Raw genomic sequence first — 21,803 nt, forward strand, 5'->3', positions numbered from 1 at the left:
GTAATGGAAGCAGCGTCGGAAGAGCTTGAAAAGCTGAGTGAACAGATACACCAGCTCAAGGAGGAGATAGGCAACCTCAAGGAGCAGAGGATAAAGCTCATTGAGGAGCTTCAGGAGCTGAAGGGAGAGAGAGCAAAGCTGATCGAGAAGAGCAAGGAAGTTGCCTCCTCACTGAGGAAGTACCGAGAAGAAAAGGGCAAAATTCTTGAAGAGCTCAAGGCCCTGAAAGAGGAGAAGAACCAGCTTCTTAAAAGATACGAAGAAGTCCTGGAAATGCTGAGGAAGAACAACGAGGTCGTGGTTTCTGCTGAAAAGAACGGAAAGAAGATCTCCCTTGGTGCATTGAAGAGGAGAATCGAACAGCTGAACTGGAAGCAGCAGACAACCCCGCTTTCGATTGAGGAAGAGAAGAAGCTGATGCTCGAAATTGAGAGGCTTACTCAGCTGTATGAAAAAATGGTGAAGGCGAAGGAGCTGGATTCCGTGAACATGGAGCTAAAAGCTGAGCTGGCTAGCCTGAAGATCAAGTTGAAGGATGTCAGGGAAAAGATCAGGGAAAAAGTCCAGAGCTTGGAGCAGTTGAGGAAGAAAATTGCTGAGCTGAATGAAAAGATGAATGAAATCTCCCCGAAGATCAATGAGATAGGAAAGCAGATCACTGAGAAGAGCGCAACTATCAACAGCTTGAAGGAGGCCATAGACAAGAAATACGAAGAACTTAAGAAGGCGCAGGAAAGGAGCTCAGCGATCAGAGAGAGCATCTACAAGAAGAAGGAGAGCGAAATTTTGGAGAAGAAAAGGAAAGAGGCGGAGGAAAAGCTCAAGTCAGGAAGTAGGCTGACATTTGAGGACTTGATAGCGCTTTACAGTGATGGTAGCGGACAAGCGGGCGCTGACGGCTCTCAGTAGAGTTTCAAGGTCTTACGTTGAAGACGAAGCAGCTTCGTTTTTATATTTCTTCCGGAATCATGAGCAGACCGCGCCTCAGTTTTTCACTGGCAACATCATTAAAAAGGAGAAGAGCTTCAGTCTAGACAGCGGGAACTCCTTCTTCCCATAATATCGAGCAATGGCGATACGAAAAGATGAATTGATGAAGAGGCAAGCCAGGAATCCAAAGATTAATAGGTTCAAAAATCTATTTATGCTAGCTCTGAAAGAAGTTAATAAGCTCTTAAATTCAAAGTATTGAAGGAGTTGATATTGATGAAAATTTACCTGACGCAACATGCCATTGGGAGCTTTGCCCTCAAAGATGACGGCTCTATAGCTGACTATGAACATGAAACTAAGGACATCGATGAAAATGTCGAGCAGCTGCTGAAGTATGAAAGCGGGGAGCTGCCTGCGAGCATGCTGAAGCTTGCTGAGAGGCTGAACAGAGATGACGAGGTTGTAGTGGAAATAGAGGGAATAGCTAGGGCACTCAGTAGCAAATACCCCGGCCTGAAAATTTCCGTCTCTCCCGCCTCTGAGGTGTTCAGGAATTTCAGAAAAATAATTGAGCAGATATCAACAGATACTGGTTTCTTCAAAAGCAGAGATGAATACCTCGACTTCATCCATTCCGTTAGCATGGAGTATACCAGAAGGAAGCTGAGGAAGGCAGCCCAGAAGAGAGACCAGCTGGCAGCTCAGGCAATAAGAGCAATAGACGATCTCGATAAAACCTACAACCTATATGTCATAAGGCTCAGGGAATGGTATAGCGTCCACTTCCCAGAGCTTGACAGCCTAGTCCCCAATCACGAGCAATATGTGAAGCTTGTTATGGAGCTAGGGCTCAGGGAAAACTTCACGGAGGAGAGCCTCAAAAAACTGGGGATACCGCAGGATAAAGCGGAAAAGATCGCAAGCGCTGCCAGGGAAAGCATAGGAGCTGACCTGAGCGATTTCGATATAAGGCCCATACAGACGCTTGCCAGAATGGCCTGGGAGACGTATACACTGAGAGAGGAGCTCTCCGACTACATAGAGAGCGTTATGAAGGAGATAGCTCCAAACATTACAGCGTTGGTGGGAAGCCTTCTGGGTGCTAGGCTCATCAGCCTAGCTGGAAGCCTGGAGAACCTCGCCAAGCTCCCGGCAAGCACCATACAGGTTCTCGGCGCTGAGAAGGCCCTTTTCAGATCTCTGAAGACCGGAACGAAGCCGCCAAAGCACGGCATAATATTCCAGTATCCTGAGATCCACAAAGCTCCGAGATGGCAGAGGGGTAAGATGGCCAGAACTCTTGCTGCGAAGCTGGCCATAGCCGCTAAAGTCGATGCTTTCACAGGGAGATGGGTGGGTGACAAGCTGGTAGAAGAACTCAACAAAAGGATCGAGGAAATCAAGAAGCTTTATGCGAAGCCACCAGCGAGAGCTGCGCAGCAGAAGGAAGGATCCCCGAAGCCGCAGAGGAAGGAGGAAGGAGGTAAAAAAGGAGGCAAATTCAAAAAGAGAAGGTTTGGAGGTAGATGAACATGAGCGAGCCGGTAAGAGTAAGGGAGCTTGAAGTGAACAGCAGGATATTCTCAATAGAGTTCGATGATGGGACAACAAAGCTTGCTACAATCAACCTCGCTCCAGGGAAGAGGGTCTATGGAGAGAGGCTTTACAGAATAGCTGGCACGGAATACAGAGAGTGGATTCCCTACAGGAGCAAGCTGGCCGGGGCGATAATGAAGGGCATCTCCTCTGTCCCCATAAAAGAGGGAGACAGGGTTCTCTACCTTGGAGCGGCAGCTGGGACTACCCCAAGCCACGTGAGCGATATTGTGGGCAGCGAGGGGTTGGTATATTCCGTTGAATTCGCTCCGAGGGTTATGAGGGAGTTCCTAATAGTGGCAAAGGACAGGAGGAATTTGATTCCGATCTTAGCAGACGCGAGAATGCCGTCTTCATATTCACATATAGTCGAACTATGCGATGTCATTTACGCGGATGTTGCTCAGCCTGAGCAGGCTGCTCTGGTTGTTGAGAATGCCAAATGGTTCCTCAAAGATGGAGGCTACGTGTTCTTTGCTATAAAGGCGAGAAGCATCGATGTAACCAAGGAGCCGACCGAGGTTTTCAGAAAAGAGATTTCAACCCTTGAGAAGGGAGGGTTCGAAACCATCAGCGTCGTGCATTTGGATCCGTACGACAAAGACCACGCTATGGTGCTGGCCCGGTACAGCAGGCCATGAGCGGTAGTCCTTCGAGCTCGGAAGATTTTACTGAATCTGTGCTGAGGGGGATCGAGAGGAAGGTACTCAGCGAGCTGAGCAAAACTAACGAGGAGCTGAGCGAACATTTCACATTGGAGGAGCTTCCCGAAGAAGATGTTGAAGTACGCTTAAAATCTGGGGAAGTGATCGTCCTTAAAGGAAAAGATATTTCAAAGGTAAAAAGCAGGATTCCAGACCACCTCAAAGGAAAATTGAAGCTTCCTGTGGAGATAAGTATAATAGTCAGCGGCGAACAAGTTATATATAAAATAGAAGGAGATCTCTGGCAGATCAGAATGGTAAAGTACCTGCAAGCGGGAACTCTCTCGTGGAAGCCTTCGGATGACATAAGCAGGGAAGATGTTTCCGAGCTATTGAGAAGCTACCCCTCTCTGATCAGGTTGAAGCTCATAGCGAGGTGAGAAGCTTTGAAGCTCGGTGAAAAGGCGTTCTCAAAGCTGCTGGATGATATATATGAAGAAGTCCACAGCGAGATAAAGAGGACTGATTTTAAGTATGTTAATATAGAGAAGCCGGACAACGTGGAGAAAAGAAGCATTGATATCATAGCCTGGTCGAGAGACGATAAAAGGAAGAGGATACATATGAAAATCACGATAGACAGTCAGCTGATAACCACGGATGAGCTGAAGGATCTGAAAGGCATGAGCAGAGCTTCAGGCTCAAAGCCCCTCATAATAAGCGAGTTTGAGAAGAAGGTTGATCTGCACGACGAAGTCATATACATGAAAGATGACGTCCCAGTAATAAACCCTGCTATGCTGAGCAGACTGCTGAACGAGTCGAAAGACCTCTATATTATGGCGAAAAGAGGAGAATTCATAGTCAGAATATCCGGAAAGAAGATGAGGGAGAAGAGGGAGGAGCTCGGATATAGCTTGGGAGAGGTGGCCGAGAGGCTGGGAGTCTCAAGAAAAGCTGTATATGAATATGAGAGGAACTCTTTCGGCGTGAGAATAGACTACGCTGAAAGCTTGTTCGAGCTGTTCGGAGAAGAGATCGCTGACCCGTTCAATATATTTACACATGAGACAAGCTTGAAGAGGCCTTCCTCAAAAAAAGCAGAGAGCAGAATCGAAAAAAAGATCTATGAAGCGCTGAACAGAACAGGAGCAGATCTCTACACCATGAAGAGAACCTTCTTCGATTTAGCTGCCAAAATTGGAGAGAGGGGGGTGCTTATAGGATATGAAAGCTCCTCTTCACCGCTAACGCTGGAGGAGAAGAGAGAGGAGCTGGCTAAAATCAGCGAGCTCAAAGATCTCAAAAAAATAATAATCGTGAAGGAGAACCGCTATAGGGAGCTCTCAAGGGAAGAAGGAGAAGGAATAGAATATTTGAGCGAAGAGAAAATAGAGCAGCTTTCACGACTTCCTCAGCTCCAGGACGATTGACCTCCCATCGGGGCAATTTCATTCTTCAAACTCCGCCTCTTCAGCGGGGGTTTATCACACTCCTTCGATCTTATTTTTATCCAAGAGAAATATCATGAATATTATGGGGTCTTTGAAGGGCGATGAGATGTGAAAGCGAGAATTTTCATCACAGGGCCTCCGCGCTCCGGAAAGACGACACTCATTATGGAAGCTCTATCCCGCTTGAAAAAGTTCCCGCACGCATATGCTGGGTTCATTACGCCCGAAGTGAGGGCAGGGGGAGAAAGGGTTGGCTTCGATGTTCTTCTCCTGCCATCCAGCGAGTCCATTGTGCTGGCAAGGAAGGACAGGATCACTGGTTCTTCAATGAGGCATGGAAGCTACTGGCTCAACCCAGATGCCGGGAAGAAGATATCGCTCTTCCTCAGAGAGGCGATTGAAAATCCAGAAGTCAGTTTGCTGGTTATTGATGAAATTGGCCCGATGGAGCTTGCCTTCAGAGAATTCGAAGGAGCTGTTTTGGAAGCGATTTCTTCGTCCAAAAGCATAATAGCGACTTTTCACGTTTCTCTCCCGAGCAGAAATCCAAAGCTGTTCCGAGCTATGGAAGCAGGAGAAATAATCGATCTCAGAAATGTTGGGTACAATGAGGCTCTGTCTAAAGTGCTCAGAAGCCTGGAGAAGATGGTCGGCATTGGATGATAAAATCTTCAAAGAAGGTTCAGCCCTCTTTTACCTCCCCTTTTCTCCCTCTTTTTTGAGAAGTGATGGAAAGGTCGAGCCATCTTGGATGCCGGTTTTCTACAACCCTTATTCTGCCTCGAACAGAGACTTAACGGTGCTTGCTCTCAGAGCTTACCAAAAAATGGGAGGAAGGACTAGGACTTTCGTAGAGCCGCTTTCCGGTATATGTGTGAGGTCCATAAGAGCTCTGCTCGAGAGCAATGCAGACGACATGATGGCATATGCCTCCGATATAGATCCCCTAGCCGCAGAGTACTGCCGGAAAAATGCAGAGCTGAATGGGCTGAGGACGAGGCTCTTCTCGGAGAGAAGCGATGCGAGGATGTTCTTGCTAAGGATGGACAGTGAAGGCGTTCCCGTTGACTCTCTGGACATAGACCCATATGGAAGTCCAATTTACTATTTCGATTCGGCGATAAAGTCCATTGGAAAAGAGGCGCTGGTGAGCATTACAGCTACGGATCTGGGGGCCCTAACTGGAAGGTATAAGGATGTTGGAATGAGAAGATACTGCGCTAATCTCACCGCTTCCCAATTTTCCAAAGAAGTCGGAGCAAGGGTTTTGATAGGGTCTTTCGTCAGGACAGCCTCCTATCTTGAGAGGGACGCCGAGCCGCTTTTTTCCTTCTACAGAGAACACTACTTGAAAGTTATATTCCGCGTGAGAAGGAGCAGGTCTGGAGCGGTAAGGTCCTCAGAGCAGTTAGGCTTCATCTGCATCGACGAGGAAGGAGCATACATCTCTTCTGCTCCTGTAGGTATCCTTCCGCAAGGGAACTGCTCAGCAATGCTGGGTCCCCTCTGGATCGGTCAGCTCTGGGATAAAGATTTTGTAAAGAGGATTAAGGAAGAAGCCTCAATCTTGGATTTCATCCTCCCAGAAACTAAGAAGGGTATAAATGAAGTTGCCGAAGAAATGGAAGTAGGGGCAGTCGGATACTACAATCTATACGAAATGTCTTCACAGCTCAAGGTCAATGTGCCCCCCTTTTCCAGGCTGATCGAAGTGCTGAGAGAGATGGGCTATCTTGCGGGAAGAACTCACTTTGATAAGAAGGGGATAAAAACAAATGCTCCAGCTTCCGCGGTAAGAGAAGCGATCCTCCAGCTATCCAGCCGGCTCTCTGCAAAGCCATGATTTTTTTGTCCTCTGTGGATTTTAGCCGGAGAAAAATTTAATCTCCAATAATGCTAAAAAAGCAATGGCGGATGAGGTAGAGGGAAAGGCTGAAAAGTGAGGAAAAGGCATTTGGCCGACGCTTTGATTGAATTCCACGAAGCAACGATCTTTCAGGATTTCTGAGCTCCCATGTCCCTATGCTTGAAAGCTTCTCTCACTTCTTCACCTACTTCAACCAAGAACAGCTCTAGGAACGGTCTAACCACTCCTCGAATGAGATGACCGCCGACTACCGTTCTCTCGTTAGGAGCTACTGAGACATGAATGTGAGTGGCAACCTTCCCGTCACTTCTGACGAAGTAGTTCCCAACTATCGACACGCCCTCCAAAGTGGATTGATCGGTGCCTTTGTAGCTTGTCGTTATGTACTCTCTCGTCGATGGGTTGAGTATCCCCAGTTCTATGCTTTCGAAGCCGCCTATCCCAACAATGAGCCCCCCTTTCAGCCCTAGCTCACCAATTTTCTCCTCGAGTGCCTGAGGAAACAATGATCCCTCCGGGATTTTTATCACATTGAAAATTTTGCCTCTGCTCACAGCTCCATTCACCGTTTTTTACAACTGACTCAACTATATTTAAGCCTCTTCCCCGATCTCAATTATTGAATTGAGAAGTTATATGGGATTTCGCGTTTTTCGATGGTATAAGCATAATTCTTTTAGTGCTCTATTTGATGATATTGTTTCCAGAGTGAAGTAAGTTCAGGAGAGACATGCAGCGCAATTTCACGAAACGAGCAGAGGTAGGGATCGTTGAGAAGATCTCGGAAAGGAGCAAAAAACAGTTCTACTTCGGAGACATGCAGCCTTAAGATCCTTGTCTCTGGCAGTCCCAATGTAGGCAAAAGCACCTTCTTCAATGTCGTGACCGGGGAAGCAGTTTCGGTTGCGAACTGGCCTGGAACGACTGTGGAAAAGAAAGAAGCCAGCTTATCGTACAACGGTGAGAAGCTCTGCCTCATCGATCTGCCCGGAGCCTATAACCTGCTTTCTGTATCGCTTGAAGAGAAGATAACGCTTAGGGAGCTGATATTCGGCGATTACGATGCCGTCATAGTTCTCGTAGACTCCCTGAGCATGACAAAGTCTCTCTACTTCGCAATCCAAGTCCTTGAGCTCACATCAAAAGTTGTTATAGCACTGACGAAGTTTGATGAGGCGCACTCCAAGGGCGTACACATAAGAGAGGACGGGATATCGCAGGCGCTCGGAGTACCAGTAATCCCCATATCATCCGTTACAGGTCTGGGCATCGATAGGCTTTTGGAAACGGCGGTGATGGTAGCGAAGGGCCAGCTGCAGCCCTCTTCGTTTGAACTGGAATATCCAACACTGGAATCCTCCATCAAGAAGATAGAAAGTGAGTTGATGAAGCGGGGAAAAAAGCTGAAGTGGAATGAAAGATGGATAGCAGTAAAGCTCCTCGAACAGGAAGAGCTCGTTTCTGATTACATATACAGTGAATTCGGCGGGGAGCTGAGGGTGCTAGTTGAGAATGAAATAAAGGAGCACATAGAGAAGTACAACAGAACTCCCAGAGATGCTATTATAAGCTACCGCTACAATTTTGTTGAAAAGGTTATTCAGAGAAACGTCAAGGAGGCTGAGCTTGAAGCAGCGAAGCCAAATCCAATTGAGAGGGTCTTGGAAAACGCTGTCCTGGGGCCCATCTTTTCAACTCTGATATACCTGGGGATCTTCTCATTAGCCTTTACCCTCAACACAGGCTTTCCTTTGAACTACATATTCAGCTGGTTGGGAAAGGAAGCGTGGGCAGCTGCTCTCGAGAATTATAGTATAAGCGGGATCCTCTCTTCAATGTTCAGCTATTTAGCTTCTTTCCTGCGAGAAGCGCTCCAGGATCGAGCTCCTGATCTGCTGGTTTCTCTCATTGCAGACGGGATAGTTCCAGGAGTTGGATCGGTGATCAGCTTCCTCCCTCTTATAATGGTATCAATAGCCTTTCTCGCAATTCTTGAAGATTCGGGTCTGGGAGCCAGAATGGCCATAGCATATGACGCAATTCTGAACAAGTTCGGCCTGTCAGGAAAGAGCTCCTTCCCGCTTCTTCTCAGCTTAGGATGCAATGTTCCAGGCGTACTTTCCACGAGAATCTTAGAGGACAGCTCCGAAAGGAAGGCACTTATCTATTCCATTCCATTCGTTCCATGCCAAGCCAGGCTAGTGATAATGATGGCCTTCGCGGCCGTGCTTTTCCGTTCCCCTATTCTCAGCGGGCTTTCCATTGCATTTCTATATTCTCTTTCTATCCTCATAGCTCTGCTTACGTCCCGCTTTATCAGCTGGCTGTCCGGAAGCGTCGAAGAGAGGGGACTGCTTGTAGAGATCCCTCCCATGCATAAGCCCATATGGAAGGTTATATGGTGGCACGTTTGGGACAACTCGAAGCACTTCCTCACCAAAGCTGGAACAGTCATACTGGCCCTCTCTGTGATAATTTGGTTCGCCCTCACCTTTTCACCAAGCTTCACTGTGGCCGAATCACCCCAGAACAGCATAGCATTTCAAATTTCATCGATTCTGTCGCCAATAGGGAGGCTGTACGATTTGAGCGGGGACCTTTCTTGGAAAACCAGCTTCATGTTCTTGAACGGATTTCTGGCGAAAGAGAGCTTCATTGAATCCATCATGCTTTTCAATCCAAATGCACAGAGCCTTACAGAAGCCGTTTCTTCCTTAGACTACACACCGCAACAGGCTCTTTCTATACTTGTCGCAGCAAACCTGTACATACCATGCATCGCTACCCTCTCTGTCATGTACAGCGAGACGAAGAGCATAAAGGGGGTGCTCCTCTTTATAGCATATTCCACATCAATAGCCATAGCACTCAGCTATGCTGTTTTCCTCATCACTTCACACCTCTGATCACTTCACCTCCATGGACAGGGCTCAACTTCGAGCATTTGTGAGGCTGCTAATTTCAATGGTATTGCTTCCAATTCTGCCACATCGTTCCAGGAGGCTGAAGCACACGCTCTAATTTTTGAAGGCAAAAAGCTTTTTTTCATTCTACAGCTCCAGATTTTTTCATCGTCCTAGCTGGTCAAAAAGCAACTTACCGTTTAACTTCTTACTGAGATTCTAAATCCTCTTGGAAAACTTGTCAGCTTCAACGACTGCCCTTTCATGTATCCCATAGCCTACCATCTTCCCCCCGCTCTCAGCCCGCACGAAAAATAATAGCCTCCTGCCATCTGAATGAAGCAGCCTGCTCTCAACTTCTACAGATTCTCCTATATATGCTGGGGCCGTGTGGAATAGATCGATGTGTATTCCAACGGAGATTTTTCCCGTCTCCAACAACTTCCTTGCGAGGTCGTTGCTGACCTCCTCCATGAATGCTGCCAGAAAAGGCGTGGCAAGGACATCCGCATCTCCCGACCTCACATTTCTCGCAGTTTGCATTTCTTCTACAGTGAAAACCTTCCGCATGGTGCGAGCATTGTTCACGCAGAGCCCCTCCCAACCTTATTTTTCCAATTCTCAAAATTTATTTTTAGAGCTAAATTCACGAGGGATTTGATAGAAGGACATGAAATGTACCTAAGAACTTTTCATTGTAGGCCGAAAGGTTCAAATGAATATGGGAACAATTCCCATTATGGCTAGATTCAAGATTAAAAACAGAAGCAAGTAGTCTGAAAAAAGCTTCGTTTTTCCCCTCACTACCTTCGCAACATACATGCTTGAAAAAACTGAGAGCAGAAAGCCAGTTACATAGAGGAACAGCCATGTCTGAATGTAATTGGCTGTAATGAAAGGTATGCTGACATAAGCGCTGGAAGATATAGAGCTCATGAGATAGAGGAGAAAAGCCCCACCAGCTTCGAAAATTCCTACCGAAATGAGCGCTATATATAAGTACAGAGAAAGGGAGGTCCTCCTCACTTCAGAAAACATCATTAACCTCCTCATGAAGTCCCTGGCCAGCTGGAGTATCTCGCCTGCCTTCTCTCCTGCATATGATGCTGGTATCAATATCTTCAGAGATTCCGCAGCAGTTCTAGGCAGGCCCTCTGCAGCCTCCATTACAGCGTTTTCAAGAGCTTCTCCATATTCAACTTCGGCAACCCCCGTGATAATTTTCTCCTTGAGTATATGTGAGGGAATAACCCTAGCGGTATTTCTCAGCGAATCGACTATTGTTATGCCAGTCCTCTTCCCAACAGAAACCATGTCCAGCAGCAGGACTATCCCCTTCAGTGCTTCATCCACTTCCCTCACTATCATTCTGGTTCTGTATGCGAGAGGGATGCTCCCAGCAATGGTTGCTACGTTCAGAGATAGGAGAACCAAGTAGGAGAGCTGAGTGCCGATCTTCGTCTCAGGAGAAAAGTGCGCTATAATTCGAGATGCAAGCAGGAAGGCTGCAATGAAAGATGAGATCCCTGCTAGCAGAGACATTGCAATGATATTCCAACCGAAGCTGTAGAGCGATCCGCTTTTAAGCTTTGTGCTCAATCTAGAGACACCTCCCTCAGCAACAAATCTGTGAGCAGCAGCATAACTGCAAATACCGATGGGAGGAGGGCCATGTCGAAGAGAAGTATGGTTTGACTTATGCTTGATCCAGCACCACCGGAAGAACCTGTCATGATGAGCATGATCACCAGGAGGAACGGAAATATCACTGCTATGATTATGTACGTCTCAACCAGGACTCCCAGGCGATCGATGACATTCCTCACTTTGCCATCCATGGCGGAGAGGAGATCCTCGAGGAATCCGTTCAGAAAGTCTACCAGTCCAACCCCGCTCACTGATATGCTCGCAAGACCCTCGTAGAGAACCGAAAACGTCTTCGAAGGGACCAGCTCGCTCTCCCTGATCAGTGAATCCCTGAGATCCATGCCTTCGTTGAACCTCTTCAAAATTCTCCTGAAGGATGATTTAATTTCCCTCGTCGTGATCAGCCTTTCCGATATTGCCAGAGACTCGATCAGGTTGAGGCTGCTGGCTGCTGAGGATGTGAGAGCAATTATCGCGAAGAGCGCTCCGCTCTCCATTTTAGATCTTATTTCCCTCCTCTTCAGTGCTGGGTAGAAGATAACTGAACCGAATGTTGCCACACCAATGATGAATGCCAAAAGGAGCGAGCTTGCTATTGAAAAGTAAAGAGAAACATGCAATACAAACACATACAGCAGAAGAGAGAAAAGAAGAGCGGAAGCGAAGGCCGAAGCAGATGATAGCAGGCTGAACGAAACGTAGTACTCGTGCGGGAGGCGAAAATCTAAGAGCTCGAGGTATGGAGGAAGCCAGCTGAGCCTTCTTGCTGCATCGCGCGCTAGGGAGCTTCTTCCCAGGAGAGCGTGGGATCTGAGGCAGAGCCTTTCAAACCTGCTTTCGCTCAAAAGCTTCCCCGCCCCCTGGTCTGTATTTTTCCATTGCAGCCTCTGGATTTGAAGAGTATTCGAGTATGGCCCTAGCAACATGGAGAGGCTGCTCAATTTTCCTTGCTACCAGATAGGATAGGAACCTCTCTCTTCTGGAGAGCTCCTCTCTCAGCTCGCTTTCCTTAGTGCCGGTCACATCAGCTATCTTCTTCATGCTGGGGAGGATTTCTGATTCCTCCCAAGAGTCCTTAGATAGATCGTAGCGGAATGCAGGGGTGACGCTTATGCTATCATTTGCAGGGTCATAAGATGCTATATCGACAACTTCTTGAACTCTCCTTACCAGGCCGCCCTCTATTCTGAAGGCCCTCATCACCACGACCGAGTTCACGAGAGGGATCATGTTTCTCGGCACATTGAGGGGGTGGCTTTCCAGCCTCCTTAAAACCTGGTTGAAGGATTCTCCGTGAATCGTGCCGAGCCCTCCGTGTCCAAGAGAGATCGCTTGAAAGAACGTATACGCCTCTTCTCCCCTTATCTCTCCGACTATTATGTAATCGGGCCTCTGCCTCAGGCTGGATTTGAGTAAATCGAAGAGGGTTATGTTCGAAATGCCTGGCGAAGAGGAAGGCCTCACAATCAGAGGAGTCCAGTTCTCCCTTTCGAGCTTGAGCTCGTTAGTCTCCTCGATTGTAACGACCTTTTTGTTGGTAGGTATGAACATGGCAATGGAGTTGAGCAGTGTGGTTTTTCCAGATGCCATTGGACCGGCAATCAATATGGTTCTCATGTTGGAAACGAGGAGCCAGAGGTAAGCAGCAATTCTCGAAGTTAGCGTTCCCAGCGAAATCAACCTAGTGATAGTGAGGGGAACCTCTGCCCCCCTCCTTATGGTGAAGGATGACCCCTTCCTGGAAACCACATCCAGAACTAGATGCGTCCTGTAATCCTTCGGTGGTATGGGTCCCTCAACTATTGGGTTGGAGTACACGAGCTCCTGCCCAGCTCTGTATGCGAGCTTCCTTATGAATGCATTGTAGCTATCATCGTCTGCGAACATTATTGTTGTCGGAAGCCATTCGTACTTCAAGTGAAACACATAAACAGGGGAGCTGGATCCCGTGCTGGAGATGTCTTCTATGAACGGATCGTTCATGGGGACTTCAATTGGACCGTAGCCCAAGTAGTTTTTCCTCGTGTGGTAGACCAGCTTTCTAACCGCTCTTTCATCTATCTTTAAATCCAAGACCTTCAAAGCCTCTCTCACTTTCTCTTCCACTTCTCTCTCCAGGGCAGCCCACTTCTCCTTCAGATCCCTTGGAGTGAAGTATAGAGTCCTAACGATGTATTTCTTGATCAGTTCGAGCGCTCTTTTCTCCTCATCAGTGAGCTCTGGCTCTATCGGTGAATAAATCAGCCTCTCCCCCTCCCTATAGATCATCACAAATGAATCTGGGGTGACTTGGTAAAAATCTACGACTTCCTTCTCATCACTCTTTCTTTCCTCCATCAAGCTGAACCTCACTCGACCACTATGCAAATTAGGTTGTTCAGATTAGAGCCCGTTGGGCCCGTCTTTATAGTATATCCCCCTGCATCAAGGAGGGAGTAGGCATCGTTATTTCTGAGCAGGTTGAGCAATTCGCCGCCAAACAGCTTCTTCAGCTTGTTCCATGTTTCCCCATCAGCGAAAGCTCCAGCAGCATCGCTGCTCCCATCCTTCCCATCCGTATCTATAGCGAACATTGATATGCCGTCGGATTCCGAAATTTCGCGCGCAAACCAAGCTGTGAGCTCCAAAGCTCTACCGCCCACCCCTGTCCCCCTCACTTTAACGCTTGTTTCTCCCGCCAGTATTAAAACAGCAGGCCTCGAAAAGGAAGTGTATCCCTTCTTCAAATCGAGCGCTATTGATGAGAGGACCTTAGCTGCTTCCGAGCTTTCCCCCTCAAGCCTAGTGGTCAGCAAATAGGCATTCAGACCCATTTCCTCGGCCTTCTCCTTTACGCTCAAGGCGAGATCGTGTGGGGAAGCTATGAGATAATTGCTTACTTTTTCGAAGATCTGGTCTTCCGGTTTGGGAGTTTCCGGCAGCTCACCGTTCAAGCCTTTCTTCAAAACGCGCATGACGCTCTCAGGCATCTTCTCGGAGAGGCCGTAAAATTCTATTATGTTGAGGGCATCCTGGTAGGTGGTTGGGTCCGGAGCCGTTGGCCCGCTGGCAACGAAGGAAATGTCATTTCCAGGAACGTCGCTGGCAATGAAAGATATGACTTGAGCTGGGTAGGCAAGCTGTGCAAGTTTTCCTCCCTTCACTGCTGAAATGTGCTTTCTCACCGTATTAACTTCTCTGATGTTTGCACCTGAATTCAGGAGGAGAGTGTAGGCCTGCTTCAGCTCTTCGAGAGTTATGGGGGGCACTGGCTCTTCAACTAGAGATGATCCCCCTCCTGATATCAGGAATATGACCGAGTCACGGGGAGAAAGATCTGTGAGGAACTTGCGTATGCTCCTGGCAGCTTCCAGGCTCAGCTCATCCGGAACAGGATGGGAGGATTGGAGCAGCTTGACCCTCTCATCTTCTACTGAGACTTCTTGGTCTTTCGGATAGATCAAAATACCTTCATCCACCCGGCCACCGAGAATGCTCAAAAGGGCCTTCATCATACTCTGCGAAGCTTTCCCGAAAGACACTGCCTTTATCCTCCCGCTTCCCAGCAAATTAGATCCAATGACTTTCCCCCAGCGATCCCTCACTATTATCCTATCATTTTCAAGGGTAAGCCTCTTCCTCATATTGCTTCCTATGTCTAAGGATTGAAGCGCATGTTCGAGAAGGGAAGATAATATGGGAGGCAGCTCAGCTCCGCTTTTGTACATGCCAAATTACCTCATTCCGTTTGCAGCTCAAACAAAAAAAGTTTTGTTTCTAACTTCGAGGCAATCAGAGAATCGGGAGGTGAAAACCTGCCATAGACCACAACTTCCTCACCTTCGGATATGAGGGCAACTCCTGGATAGTAGACTTTCAAGCCTTTATCGAGAGTTAGAAGGGTTGCGTGCTCATGCACAGTTGCCGAGAAGAACCCCTTCATCGTCAAGATCTTGGGCCTCCCCTTAACCACTCCCCTGACTGAAACAAAGCCAAATGGCCGCTTGGAGTAAAGCAGTTCACTCTGCGTGACTTCCTGGTACTCCGCCTCCGTCTTCTTCTTCGAACCTGCTCTCCTGAAAAGGGGCAAACCTGCAACCCTCATTATTGAAAATTACGGCCAGCATGTATTTAACTGTGTTGCGGTTTCTTCGGAAGAGATGCGAGCTTTTAAAGCAGATTCGCTTGCTAGTTCGGAAGGACACTCATAATTTTATAATCTCATTAAGAGAATAGTTTAAGTAGCTGAATCGAAGGGGCCGCAGCAGAGCTAAACGCGATGAAGAACGATGGCCAATGAACAGCTGAATTGGCCGCCGTAGCTCAGCTGGGAGAGCGCCGGACTGTGGATCCGGAGGTCCCGGGTTCGAACCCCGGCGGCGGCCCCTTTAGTTCAATGCTATCCGCGCATTGACGGTGATCCAAATTGGGTAAAATGAGGTTAACCATGCCAAAGAAGGAGGAAGACATGGAGAAGATTGTAGAGGAAGTCATGGAGTCTCATCCAGAGATGATGGAAGAGCACGAGCACCATCATGAGCACGGCGAGGAAGACCTTGTGGAAGCTCTGAACGCCATCGTAGACGCAATTAACCACTTGGCAATGCACATGGAAAGCATGGAGAGGAAAATAGATTCGATAGAAAGAGAGATCAGGGAGCTGAAGCAGGCAAAAAAGCCTTGACCGTGGAGCCCGGCAGCTGTAAAGGGTGCAATGAGATGGAGGAGAAAAGGTATACGATCGCTGATTTGAAAAACGTCTGGTTTGAGTACGACAGCAGAAATGACATCCTGTACATAAACTTCGGCTATGATATAGAGGAGGCAGATGAGGAGGTTCTTCTAGAGAACAACATAGTAGTGAGGATAAAAGAAGGCATGGTTATCGGCATGACCGTCTTCGACTTCTCGAAGAAAATTGGCAGAGATTTAGCATGATCATGAACCAGACGATGATATTTTCGCGGCAGATATAGCCAGCTTGATGTCGAAAAACGACGGATATCCAATGCAGAAAATCGTCCAGTCACCGTAAAAGAACATCTCTACATCTCTGCTGAAGGAAGGTATGAAACCCGAGAATATCGTAGCCTCCAGGGGATCTGGAAAGAAAATGAGCAGATCCTTGAAGATAAGGCTCCCCCCTTTTGGGCAGTCATTCTGTATGGAAAAATACATGAATGCTCTTCCGTTTCCTATGACAGCTTCAAAAAATATTTCGTCATTGAGGACTTCAAAACTCCTGATGCTCAATCTTTCCCCTACAGCCTCTTCCAAAAACTCGTTCATGCTGTTCTTGTTAAGAACATAGATAATGTCGGCTTCCACTTTGCTGATTCCCTCTGCGGGAGCGGTTTTTTCTTTATTTCAGCTCTTCGAGGATCTCCTTCAGGTACTCTGCCCTTTCGCCGCTTTTCATGAGCTCTTCGATCGTTTCCAAACCCACCAGAAGATCATATGAGCTTTCTCTCTCGTCGCCGATCTTTTCCAATATCTCAATGTAGCTTCTGGCTATTCTCATGCTCTCCCTCAGAATGAGCAGAGCTAATTCCTTTTCCCCCGACTTGTATATGGAAATTGCCAGCTTGGCTGTGGATATAGCATCCTTCTTTGTCTCTTTCGCCTCATTCGTCAATATTGCTCTGAATCTATCCAGGACTTCACTGTTTTCAGCTGCACTGCTGCCAAAAGATTCGCTTACAGACAAACCAGATCTACCTCGAAATTTATTCTTAGTTCTGCCATCATTTTTAAAAGGAGAGACGAAGTATAAATCCAGATTAAAGCACGAAGAAAGTTCATGATAGAAGGACGTCTTGAGAAGAATTCTGCGGATCAAAGTATAAAATAGCTGTTTCTCTGAATCTATCACAGGGGTTCAATTTTGAACTACGAGTATGAAGCAATGAAGGAGATAGTCGCATTCATAGAGAGAACCATAGATGAGCTGAACATGAAGGAGGTCGAAAGGTTTTCACAAAAGCTTGTTGAAATATATCAGCGCGGAGCAAAAGTGCTGGTCATGGGAGCAGGCAGGAGCGGGCTCGTCGGGAGAGCGTTTGCTATGAGGCTTATGCACATGGGCTTTCAGAGCTATGTGCTGGGGGACACCATAACCCCCAGCATTTCAGCGGGAGACGTTGCTGTGGCCATCAGCGGCTCAGGAAGGACAGAGCTCATCGTTACCGCCGCGAGGGTGGCGAAGAAGGTTGGTGCAGAAGTCCTCGCGGTAACTAGCTACCCAGACAGCCCTCTCGGAGAAATAGCAGACATCATTCTGAGAATACCTGGAAGAACCAAGCTGGCAGAGGAAAAAGACTACTTCGCTAGGCAGATATTGGGAGAGCATGAGCCCCTCGCTCCATTGGGTACGCTTTTCGAAGATACAGCAATGGTTGTCCTCGACGGAATCATAGGAGGGCTCATGTACAGATTAAATAAAAAGGAGAGCGATCTCAGAATCAAACATGCCAACGTAGAGCTCTGAAGTGATCGTTTTGCCTGGAAAGCTGCCGATAGAACTACTTCAGAAAGCCTTCCTGTCTGATGCTGGGAAAGGGCAGAGGATAGTGATCCCTCCCATGGTTGGGGGAGACGCGGGAGCGGTTGATATCGAGGGATTCGAAATTATCGCTGCGCACTCAGATCCAATAACAGCTTCTATGAGCAGAATAGGATGGCTGTCGATACACGTAGCTGCCAATGATATAGCAGCAATCGGCATCAGACCATTATGGTTTCTGACCACGCTGATACTTCCTGAAGGGACTGGAGAGGATGCAGTGCTCGAAATCGCCTCAGATGTAAAAAGAGCAATCGCAGAGGTGGGCGGCACCCTCTTAGGCGGGCATACAGAATTCAGCAATGCAGTCAACAGGCCCGTGATATCTACAACGGCAATGGGAGCTGGAAGGAGGGAAGAGCTGACTCCCGCTTCAAATGCGAAGCCGGGGGACGCGATCATAATGACGAAGACGGCTGCCCTCGAGGCATCATTTATAGCAGCAAGCGATTATCGCAATACACTGAAAAAAAGAGGTGTAGAGCAGGAATACATAGATGAAGCCGGAACGTATCTGGAAAGGATCTCCATAATCCCTGAGGCTCTAGTTCTGTCAAAGCACAGAATGGCGCATGCTATGCACGATCCAACTGAGGGTGGAATAGCGGCAGCAGCTTTCGAGATCTCCTATGCTTCTGGCTGGGCTGTCGAGATCGATAGGAAAGCCGTTCTTATTTCCGGAGCATCCAAAAAGATACTAGAAGCTCTTGGGGTCGATCCCCTCTTCTCATTATCCAGCGGCTCTCTTTTAGCATGCGTACCGCCAGATAGAGCTGAAGCAGCAATCTCGCTGCTCTCCTCCGAAGGGATAGATGCTGCCGTAATAGGGAAAGTTCTTGAAGAGAGGGGGAAGAAGCTCTATATAAAGAACGGAGAAGAGCGCGAATTGATCGTTGCAGAGTTGCCGCAGGATCACTTCATCAGGACGGTGTATGAAATTGGCGAAGCTCAGCGATGAATCTGGAATAAGGAAGAGACTGTGCGAGGGGCTCACAGGCCCCACAAATTCCGTGGTTTTTGACAGCAACCTCGTGGACTTCGAAGCAGTCCGAAGAGTTCTGCTTAAAAGCAGTGCCGGAGAGCTTGTGGAAAACAGAATAATTGAAGCAAAGATCAATGAGGAAGAGAAAGGATCCTTACTTGTCGTTAGGCTTAAGGAGAAGGAGTGCGTAATTTCCTGCGACGAAAAGTGCGGCAGCAGAGACACTCCGTGTTTCGGAGATTGCTTCTTCACCTGCCTTTCAGGAAAGAGAGATGAAGCGGAAGAGAAGCTGTGCAGGTGATCGCTTGACAATAAATTCATTATTTCAAGCCGTAATAATGCTCTTCATAATATTGGACCCCATCGGGAATGCCCCCCTTTTCTACGGCTACACAAAGGACATGAGCGAAAAAGAGAGAAGAAATACAATTTTCTACAGCATTGTAATCGCTATGTTCCTCTTGCTTTTCTTTGCTGTTGCTGGAGAGCCCTTCTTCAGATATTTCGGAATAACTACAGCAGACTTCAGGATAGCAGGAGGAGTGATCCTCTTCATCTACGGTCTGTGGGGAGTCTTTGGAAACACCGAGGTGGAAATGGTCAGGGATAGGGAGTCGCTGGCTATTGTTCCGCTCGCCACCCCGCTGCTGGCCGGCCCTGGATCTATCACCACGATCATCTACATAAAATACAGCTGGGGTCTGAACGTCTCAATTCTGGCTCTGATAATTGACGGTCTCGCCGCCTTGCTGATACTGCTTGCTGGAGAGAAGCTGTTCAAGGTGTTTGGAAGCAAGGGAAGCATCTTCCTGATAAAGCTGTTTTCAATGATCTTGATGGCCATAGCAGTGGGGATGATCAGGCAGGGAATTACCGAAATTATAACGAACAATCTCAATGCCGGAATGTAATCTCGAGGGGTTCTGCCGTTATATATGTAGGATGTAGGAAAACCCAATGAAATTTTCCAAAACATTTCACGGAAATAATCGAGATTCGATGGGCTCTCTATATCCGGTTTTAGCTCGCAGAACGATCCCTTGAAAACTCAACCCCGATTTATAGTAGGTTGCTCGACCTTAATTCCCATCTCTCCACTGACTGCTTTTATCAGGCTCAGAGACTTTTCAATGAGCGCATCAATCTCTTTGGCATCATTTCCCTCCATGTATACCCTGACCTTCGGCTCGGTGCCGCTCATCCTCACCAATATCCAACTCTTGTTCGGGAAGTCCAGCCTGATGCCGTCGATTGTGCTGATGCTTTCATATTCTCCTAGGCTCGAAACCACCCTCTCCTTGAGCTTCTCATAGAACTCTTCCCATCTGTCCAGATCGCTTGTTATTGGGACGCTTATCCTGGCCCATGGAAAGGTGGGGATATCAGCCAGAAGATCATCTATGGTCTTCCCCTCTTCCATCATCAGCTTGGTTAGAAGCGCGGCCTGATATATTCCGTCTACCCACAGCCCCCACTTCGGGTCAATTAGCTTCCAGGGTTCAGCTGCAAGAAGCGCCCCGGGGTGCTCCAGAAGCTTTTCGTGGATCTTTCCCAGCTTCGATCTCACTATCCTCCCGCCGTACTTCTCAACTACGTCAACGACGCTGTTTCCCACATCTATGCTTATTATTATCGTTCCCCTTCCCTCCATGAGCTTGTACTTCGAGTACAGGGCGATTATGACATCCTGCTTGATAAACCCCCTCCTTGTAGTGAGCACAGCGAGCCTGTCCGCGTCCCCGTCGTGCGCCATCACAATGTCCGGGTTGAGCGAGGCGGCTACTGGAAGGAAGGGCTCTAGCACATCTTGCCTCGGCTCAGGTTCATGACCTGGGAAGTATCCATCTGGGTGGCAATTAGCTGAGAAGACCTTAGCACCCATCTTTCTCAAAATCCTCGGTGTGTAGTTGCTGGCTGCTCCGTTGCTGCAGTCGATATAGATCTTCGGTACGTATTTTATAGTCCTTGGTCTGAGAAAGCTCGAAATTTCTTCTACATAGTCTTCGCCGATTTCTGAGGCGTCTATCAGCCTCCCGACCTGGTCCCAGGTTGCGTGGAACTTCGACTTAACCTGCATTATGAGTTCGAGCTCTTCCTCCATTTTCTCGGTGTACTCCATGCCGTTGTACTGGAACACTTTTATTCCATTGTCTGGTGGAGGGTTGTGGCTTGCTGTTATCATTATTCCGGCTTTGCTCTTTGTGTGGGGGACGCTATATGCGAGGACGGGAGTGGGCACAAGGCCAAGGAAAACAGCATTGACTCCACCGCTCATCACCCCAGAACCGGCACTGAGTGCAAGCAGGGGGCTGGTTGTCCTCACATCATGGCCAATAGTTATGGTGCCCCTTCCTCCGACATGAGCTGCTACGCTCACACCTATATCGTACGCCAGCCCAGGCCTCACTTTTTCCAAATATCTCCCTCTTATACCAGCAGTTCCGAAGAGCCTAGAGTTCCTCTTCAACGCTCTCCCCCTCTTCTCTTGGTGCGAAACTGATTATTTGTGATGGTCTGCAGACCGTTATGCTGGCAAGCTCAGTTGCCCTGTATAGTCTGAGGGTCTTGATGTAGATGAGCCAGTCAGGGTTATCTAGGTTCACCGGGTTGTCTAAACCCCTCGCTATGAATTCTATGGCCTCGCTTCTGTGGATCTTCTCAACTTCTCCCTCTCCCCGCCTGTAAATCCTCCCATCGATCTTTATTTTGAAGCTCTCGCTTTGGGAAGCCTTTTTGAAGAAAATGCTGTGAACTGCATCCCTGATCCTGTCAACGAAGACATCTGTTACAGTATCAACAGGTATGATTCTCAGAACTGGAGACGATGAAAGTTCAGAGTTGCGTAGCTTCTCAACGGCTTCATAGGGATCGCTCACAAGCAGAAGAATGATGCTCTGGGAAGTGTCAATTATTCTGGCATCTTCGAGGATCTTTCTCAACTTCTCCCTCACAACAACATAGTTATCGTATCCAGGATAGTGTGTGATTATCAAATTGAACGGTTCTTTCCTCAAGATACCCCTCTCCTCAATCCTAAAGTAACCTGCTAAGCTACCGATTGCAATTTAACTGCGGAGAATATTTTAAATATTTATGAGGAATGCAAGCTGCACCTTCAAAAATTCACATGAGAATTTTTTCACCCTTTTTCCGTGAAAATCGGTAAATTTATTTTTAAATGTCTTTGGATGCAGTCAGATTGATGAAAGACAGAATGAGCGTTCGCTTGCTGAGCA

The 21,803-nt window shown here is 47.7% G+C and carries 25 protein-coding genes and 1 tRNA gene; 15 read left to right on the forward strand and 11 right to left on the reverse strand.

The window, feature by feature from the left end; genetic code table 11:
- The first annotated feature begins 3 nt into the window (after window positions 1-3).
- The 7 genes from ACLGLO_RS04220 to ACLGLO_RS04250 all read left to right on the forward strand — a co-directional run bounded on the left by ACLGLO_RS04220 (window position 4) and on the right by ACLGLO_RS04250 (window position 6,470).
- Entirely contained in the window at window positions 4-909 is a 906-nt protein-coding gene (locus tag ACLGLO_RS04220) for a coiled-coil protein (protein ID WP_492127682.1), read from the forward strand.
- 297 nt (window positions 910-1,206) lie between these two features.
- The gene (locus ACLGLO_RS04225) at window positions 1,207-2,463 is read left to right on the forward strand and encodes a C/D box methylation guide ribonucleoprotein complex aNOP56 subunit (RefSeq protein ID WP_492127683.1); all 1,257 of its coding nucleotides are present in this window, start codon (window positions 1,207-1,209) and stop codon (window positions 2,461-2,463) included.
- A gap of 2 nt (window positions 2,464-2,465) precedes the next feature.
- On the forward strand, window positions 2,466-3,170 hold the full coding sequence (locus ACLGLO_RS04230; protein ID WP_492127684.1) for a fibrillarin-like rRNA/tRNA 2'-O-methyltransferase: 705 nt from the start codon (window positions 2,466-2,468) through the stop codon (window positions 3,168-3,170).
- The gene (locus ACLGLO_RS04235) at window positions 3,167-3,613 is read left to right on the forward strand and encodes a DUF61 family protein (protein WP_492127685.1); all 447 of its coding nucleotides are present in this window, start codon (window positions 3,167-3,169) and stop codon (window positions 3,611-3,613) included. Before ACLGLO_RS04230 ends, ACLGLO_RS04235 begins: the two co-directional genes overlap by 4 nt.
- Before the next feature lie 6 nt (window positions 3,614-3,619).
- Window positions 3,620-4,606, forward strand: coding sequence for a helix-turn-helix domain-containing protein (locus ACLGLO_RS04240; protein ID WP_492127686.1), 987 nt, complete (start codon window positions 3,620-3,622; stop codon window positions 4,604-4,606).
- A 129-nt stretch (window positions 4,607-4,735) separates the two neighbouring features.
- Window positions 4,736-5,290: a nucleoside-triphosphatase gene (locus ACLGLO_RS04245; RefSeq protein ID WP_492127687.1), complete on the forward strand. Its 555-nt coding sequence runs from the start codon at window positions 4,736-4,738 to the stop codon at window positions 5,288-5,290.
- Entirely contained in the window at window positions 5,283-6,470 is a 1,188-nt protein-coding gene (locus ACLGLO_RS04250; RefSeq protein WP_492127688.1) for a hypothetical protein, read from the forward strand. The genes ACLGLO_RS04245 and ACLGLO_RS04250 overlap by 8 nt, the downstream gene beginning before the upstream one ends.
- A gap of 152 nt (window positions 6,471-6,622) precedes the next feature.
- On the opposite strand, the gene ACLGLO_RS04255 is transcribed toward ACLGLO_RS04250, so the two are convergent.
- Window positions 6,623-7,048, reverse strand: coding sequence for a PPC domain-containing DNA-binding protein (locus tag ACLGLO_RS04255; protein ID WP_492127689.1), 426 nt, complete (start codon window positions 7,046-7,048; stop codon window positions 6,623-6,625).
- A 216-nt stretch (window positions 7,049-7,264) separates the two neighbouring features.
- On the opposite strand from ACLGLO_RS04255, the gene feoB reads away from it, so the two are divergent.
- Window positions 7,265-9,400 (forward strand): ferrous iron transport protein B, encoded by a 2,136-nt coding sequence (feoB, locus tag ACLGLO_RS04260; protein ID WP_492127690.1) that lies wholly within the window; start codon window positions 7,265-7,267, stop codon window positions 9,398-9,400.
- A gap of 216 nt (window positions 9,401-9,616) precedes the next feature.
- On the opposite strand, the gene ACLGLO_RS04265 is transcribed toward feoB, so the two are convergent.
- The 6 genes from ACLGLO_RS04265 to ACLGLO_RS04290 all read right to left on the reverse strand — a co-directional run bounded on the left by ACLGLO_RS04265 (window position 9,617) and on the right by ACLGLO_RS04290 (window position 15,113).
- Window positions 9,617-9,985 carry a thioesterase family protein gene (locus ACLGLO_RS04265; RefSeq protein ID WP_492127691.1) on the reverse strand — a complete coding sequence of 123 codons (369 nt, stop codon included), beginning with the start codon at window positions 9,983-9,985 and terminating at the stop codon, window positions 9,617-9,619.
- 123 nt (window positions 9,986-10,108) lie between these two features.
- Window positions 10,109-10,996: a hypothetical protein gene (locus ACLGLO_RS04270; RefSeq protein ID WP_492127692.1), complete on the reverse strand. Its 888-nt coding sequence runs from the start codon at window positions 10,994-10,996 to the stop codon at window positions 10,109-10,111.
- Window positions 10,993-11,889 carry a type II secretion system F family protein gene (locus ACLGLO_RS04275; RefSeq protein WP_492127693.1) on the reverse strand — a complete coding sequence of 299 codons (897 nt, stop codon included), beginning with the start codon at window positions 11,887-11,889 and terminating at the stop codon, window positions 10,993-10,995. Before ACLGLO_RS04275 ends, ACLGLO_RS04270 begins: the two co-directional genes overlap by 4 nt.
- A complete protein-coding gene (locus ACLGLO_RS04280; protein ID WP_492127694.1) occupies window positions 11,870-13,381 on the reverse strand; it encodes a type II/IV secretion system ATPase subunit in 1,512 nt (503 codons plus the stop codon). Before ACLGLO_RS04280 ends, ACLGLO_RS04275 begins: the two co-directional genes overlap by 20 nt.
- Before the next feature lie 11 nt (window positions 13,382-13,392).
- A complete protein-coding gene (locus ACLGLO_RS04285) occupies window positions 13,393-14,751 on the reverse strand; it encodes a glycerate kinase type-2 family protein (protein WP_492127695.1) in 1,359 nt (452 codons plus the stop codon).
- 11 nt (window positions 14,752-14,762) lie between these two features.
- The gene (locus ACLGLO_RS04290) at window positions 14,763-15,113 is read right to left on the reverse strand and encodes a hypothetical protein (RefSeq protein ID WP_492127696.1); all 351 of its coding nucleotides are present in this window, start codon (window positions 15,111-15,113) and stop codon (window positions 14,763-14,765) included.
- A 222-nt stretch (window positions 15,114-15,335) separates the two neighbouring features.
- Between ACLGLO_RS04290 and ACLGLO_RS04295 the strand changes: the two genes are divergently transcribed.
- The 3 genes from ACLGLO_RS04295 to ACLGLO_RS04305 all read left to right on the forward strand — a co-directional run bounded on the left by ACLGLO_RS04295 (window position 15,336) and on the right by ACLGLO_RS04305 (window position 15,961).
- Window positions 15,336-15,408 (forward strand) — tRNA-His (locus ACLGLO_RS04295).
- 41 nt (window positions 15,409-15,449) lie between these two features.
- Window positions 15,450-15,707 (forward strand): hypothetical protein, encoded by a 258-nt coding sequence (locus ACLGLO_RS04300; protein WP_492127697.1) that lies wholly within the window; start codon window positions 15,450-15,452, stop codon window positions 15,705-15,707.
- Window positions 15,708-15,742: 35 nt separating this feature from the next.
- Window positions 15,743-15,961, forward strand: a complete 219-nt coding sequence (locus ACLGLO_RS04305; protein WP_492127698.1) for a DUF2283 domain-containing protein — start codon at window positions 15,743-15,745, stop codon at window positions 15,959-15,961.
- Here the strand turns inward: ACLGLO_RS04305 and ACLGLO_RS04310 are convergent, their stop codons facing one another.
- Together ACLGLO_RS04310 and ACLGLO_RS04315 are read right to left on the reverse strand one after the other, a co-directional pair.
- Window positions 15,962-16,351 carry a hypothetical protein gene (locus ACLGLO_RS04310; protein ID WP_492127699.1) on the reverse strand — a complete coding sequence of 130 codons (390 nt, stop codon included), beginning with the start codon at window positions 16,349-16,351 and terminating at the stop codon, window positions 15,962-15,964.
- Window positions 16,352-16,385: 34 nt separating this feature from the next.
- Complete coding sequence (locus ACLGLO_RS04315) at window positions 16,386-16,730, reverse strand: hypothetical protein (protein ID WP_492127700.1); 345 nt, start codon at window positions 16,728-16,730, stop codon at window positions 16,386-16,388.
- Window positions 16,731-16,907: 177 nt separating this feature from the next.
- Between ACLGLO_RS04315 and hxlB the strand changes: the two genes are divergently transcribed.
- Genes hxlB through ACLGLO_RS04335 form a run of 4 tightly spaced genes read left to right on the forward strand, consistent with a single transcriptional unit; the run spans window position 16,908 to window position 19,478 of the window.
- The gene (gene hxlB, locus ACLGLO_RS04320; RefSeq protein ID WP_492127701.1) at window positions 16,908-17,510 is read left to right on the forward strand and encodes a 6-phospho-3-hexuloisomerase; all 603 of its coding nucleotides are present in this window, start codon (window positions 16,908-16,910) and stop codon (window positions 17,508-17,510) included.
- 10 nt (window positions 17,511-17,520) lie between these two features.
- Window positions 17,521-18,543 carry an AIR synthase-related protein gene (locus tag ACLGLO_RS04325; protein ID WP_492127702.1) on the forward strand — a complete coding sequence of 341 codons (1,023 nt, stop codon included), beginning with the start codon at window positions 17,521-17,523 and terminating at the stop codon, window positions 18,541-18,543.
- The gene (locus ACLGLO_RS04330; protein WP_492127703.1) at window positions 18,524-18,868 is read left to right on the forward strand and encodes a hypothetical protein; all 345 of its coding nucleotides are present in this window, start codon (window positions 18,524-18,526) and stop codon (window positions 18,866-18,868) included. Before ACLGLO_RS04325 ends, ACLGLO_RS04330 begins: the two co-directional genes overlap by 20 nt.
- A gap of 4 nt (window positions 18,869-18,872) precedes the next feature.
- Window positions 18,873-19,478 carry a MarC family protein gene (locus ACLGLO_RS04335; RefSeq protein ID WP_492127704.1) on the forward strand — a complete coding sequence of 202 codons (606 nt, stop codon included), beginning with the start codon at window positions 18,873-18,875 and terminating at the stop codon, window positions 19,476-19,478.
- A gap of 137 nt (window positions 19,479-19,615) precedes the next feature.
- Here ACLGLO_RS04335 and ACLGLO_RS04340 read toward each other — a convergent pair whose 3' ends face one another.
- Entirely contained in the window at window positions 19,616-21,034 is a 1,419-nt protein-coding gene (locus ACLGLO_RS04340) for a phosphohexomutase domain-containing protein (protein ID WP_492127705.1), read from the reverse strand.
- Window positions 21,018-21,581: a THUMP domain-containing protein gene (locus tag ACLGLO_RS04345; RefSeq protein WP_492127706.1), complete on the reverse strand. Its 564-nt coding sequence runs from the start codon at window positions 21,579-21,581 to the stop codon at window positions 21,018-21,020. Before ACLGLO_RS04345 ends, ACLGLO_RS04340 begins: the two co-directional genes overlap by 17 nt.
- Window positions 21,582-21,803 lie beyond the last annotated feature (222 nt).

The organism is Fervidicoccus sp. SLHALR4, assembly GCF_058692745.1.

Bases quoted from the DNA above. Each gene is read 5' to 3' on its own strand.
- ACLGLO_RS04285 (WP_492127695.1), bottom strand. From the start codon at position 14,751: ATGTACAAAAGCGGAGCTGAGCTGCCTCCCATATTATCTTCCCTTCTC.
- ACLGLO_RS04235 (WP_492127685.1), top strand. From the start codon at position 3,167: ATGAGCGGTAGTCCTTCGAGCTCGGAAGATTTTACTGAATCTGTGCTG.
- ACLGLO_RS04225 (WP_492127683.1), top strand. From the start codon at position 1,207: ATGAAAATTTACCTGACGCAACATGCCATTGGGAGCTTTGCCCTCAAA.
- ACLGLO_RS04280 (WP_492127694.1), bottom strand. From the start codon at position 13,381: ATGGAGGAAAGAAAGAGTGATGAGAAGGAAGTCGTAGATTTTTACCAA.
- ACLGLO_RS04220 (WP_492127682.1), top strand. From the start codon at position 4: ATGGAAGCAGCGTCGGAAGAGCTTGAAAAGCTGAGTGAACAGATACAC.
- ACLGLO_RS04230 (WP_492127684.1), top strand. From the start codon at position 2,466: ATGAGCGAGCCGGTAAGAGTAAGGGAGCTTGAAGTGAACAGCAGGATA.
- ACLGLO_RS04305 (WP_492127698.1), top strand. From the start codon at position 15,743: ATGGAGGAGAAAAGGTATACGATCGCTGATTTGAAAAACGTCTGGTTT.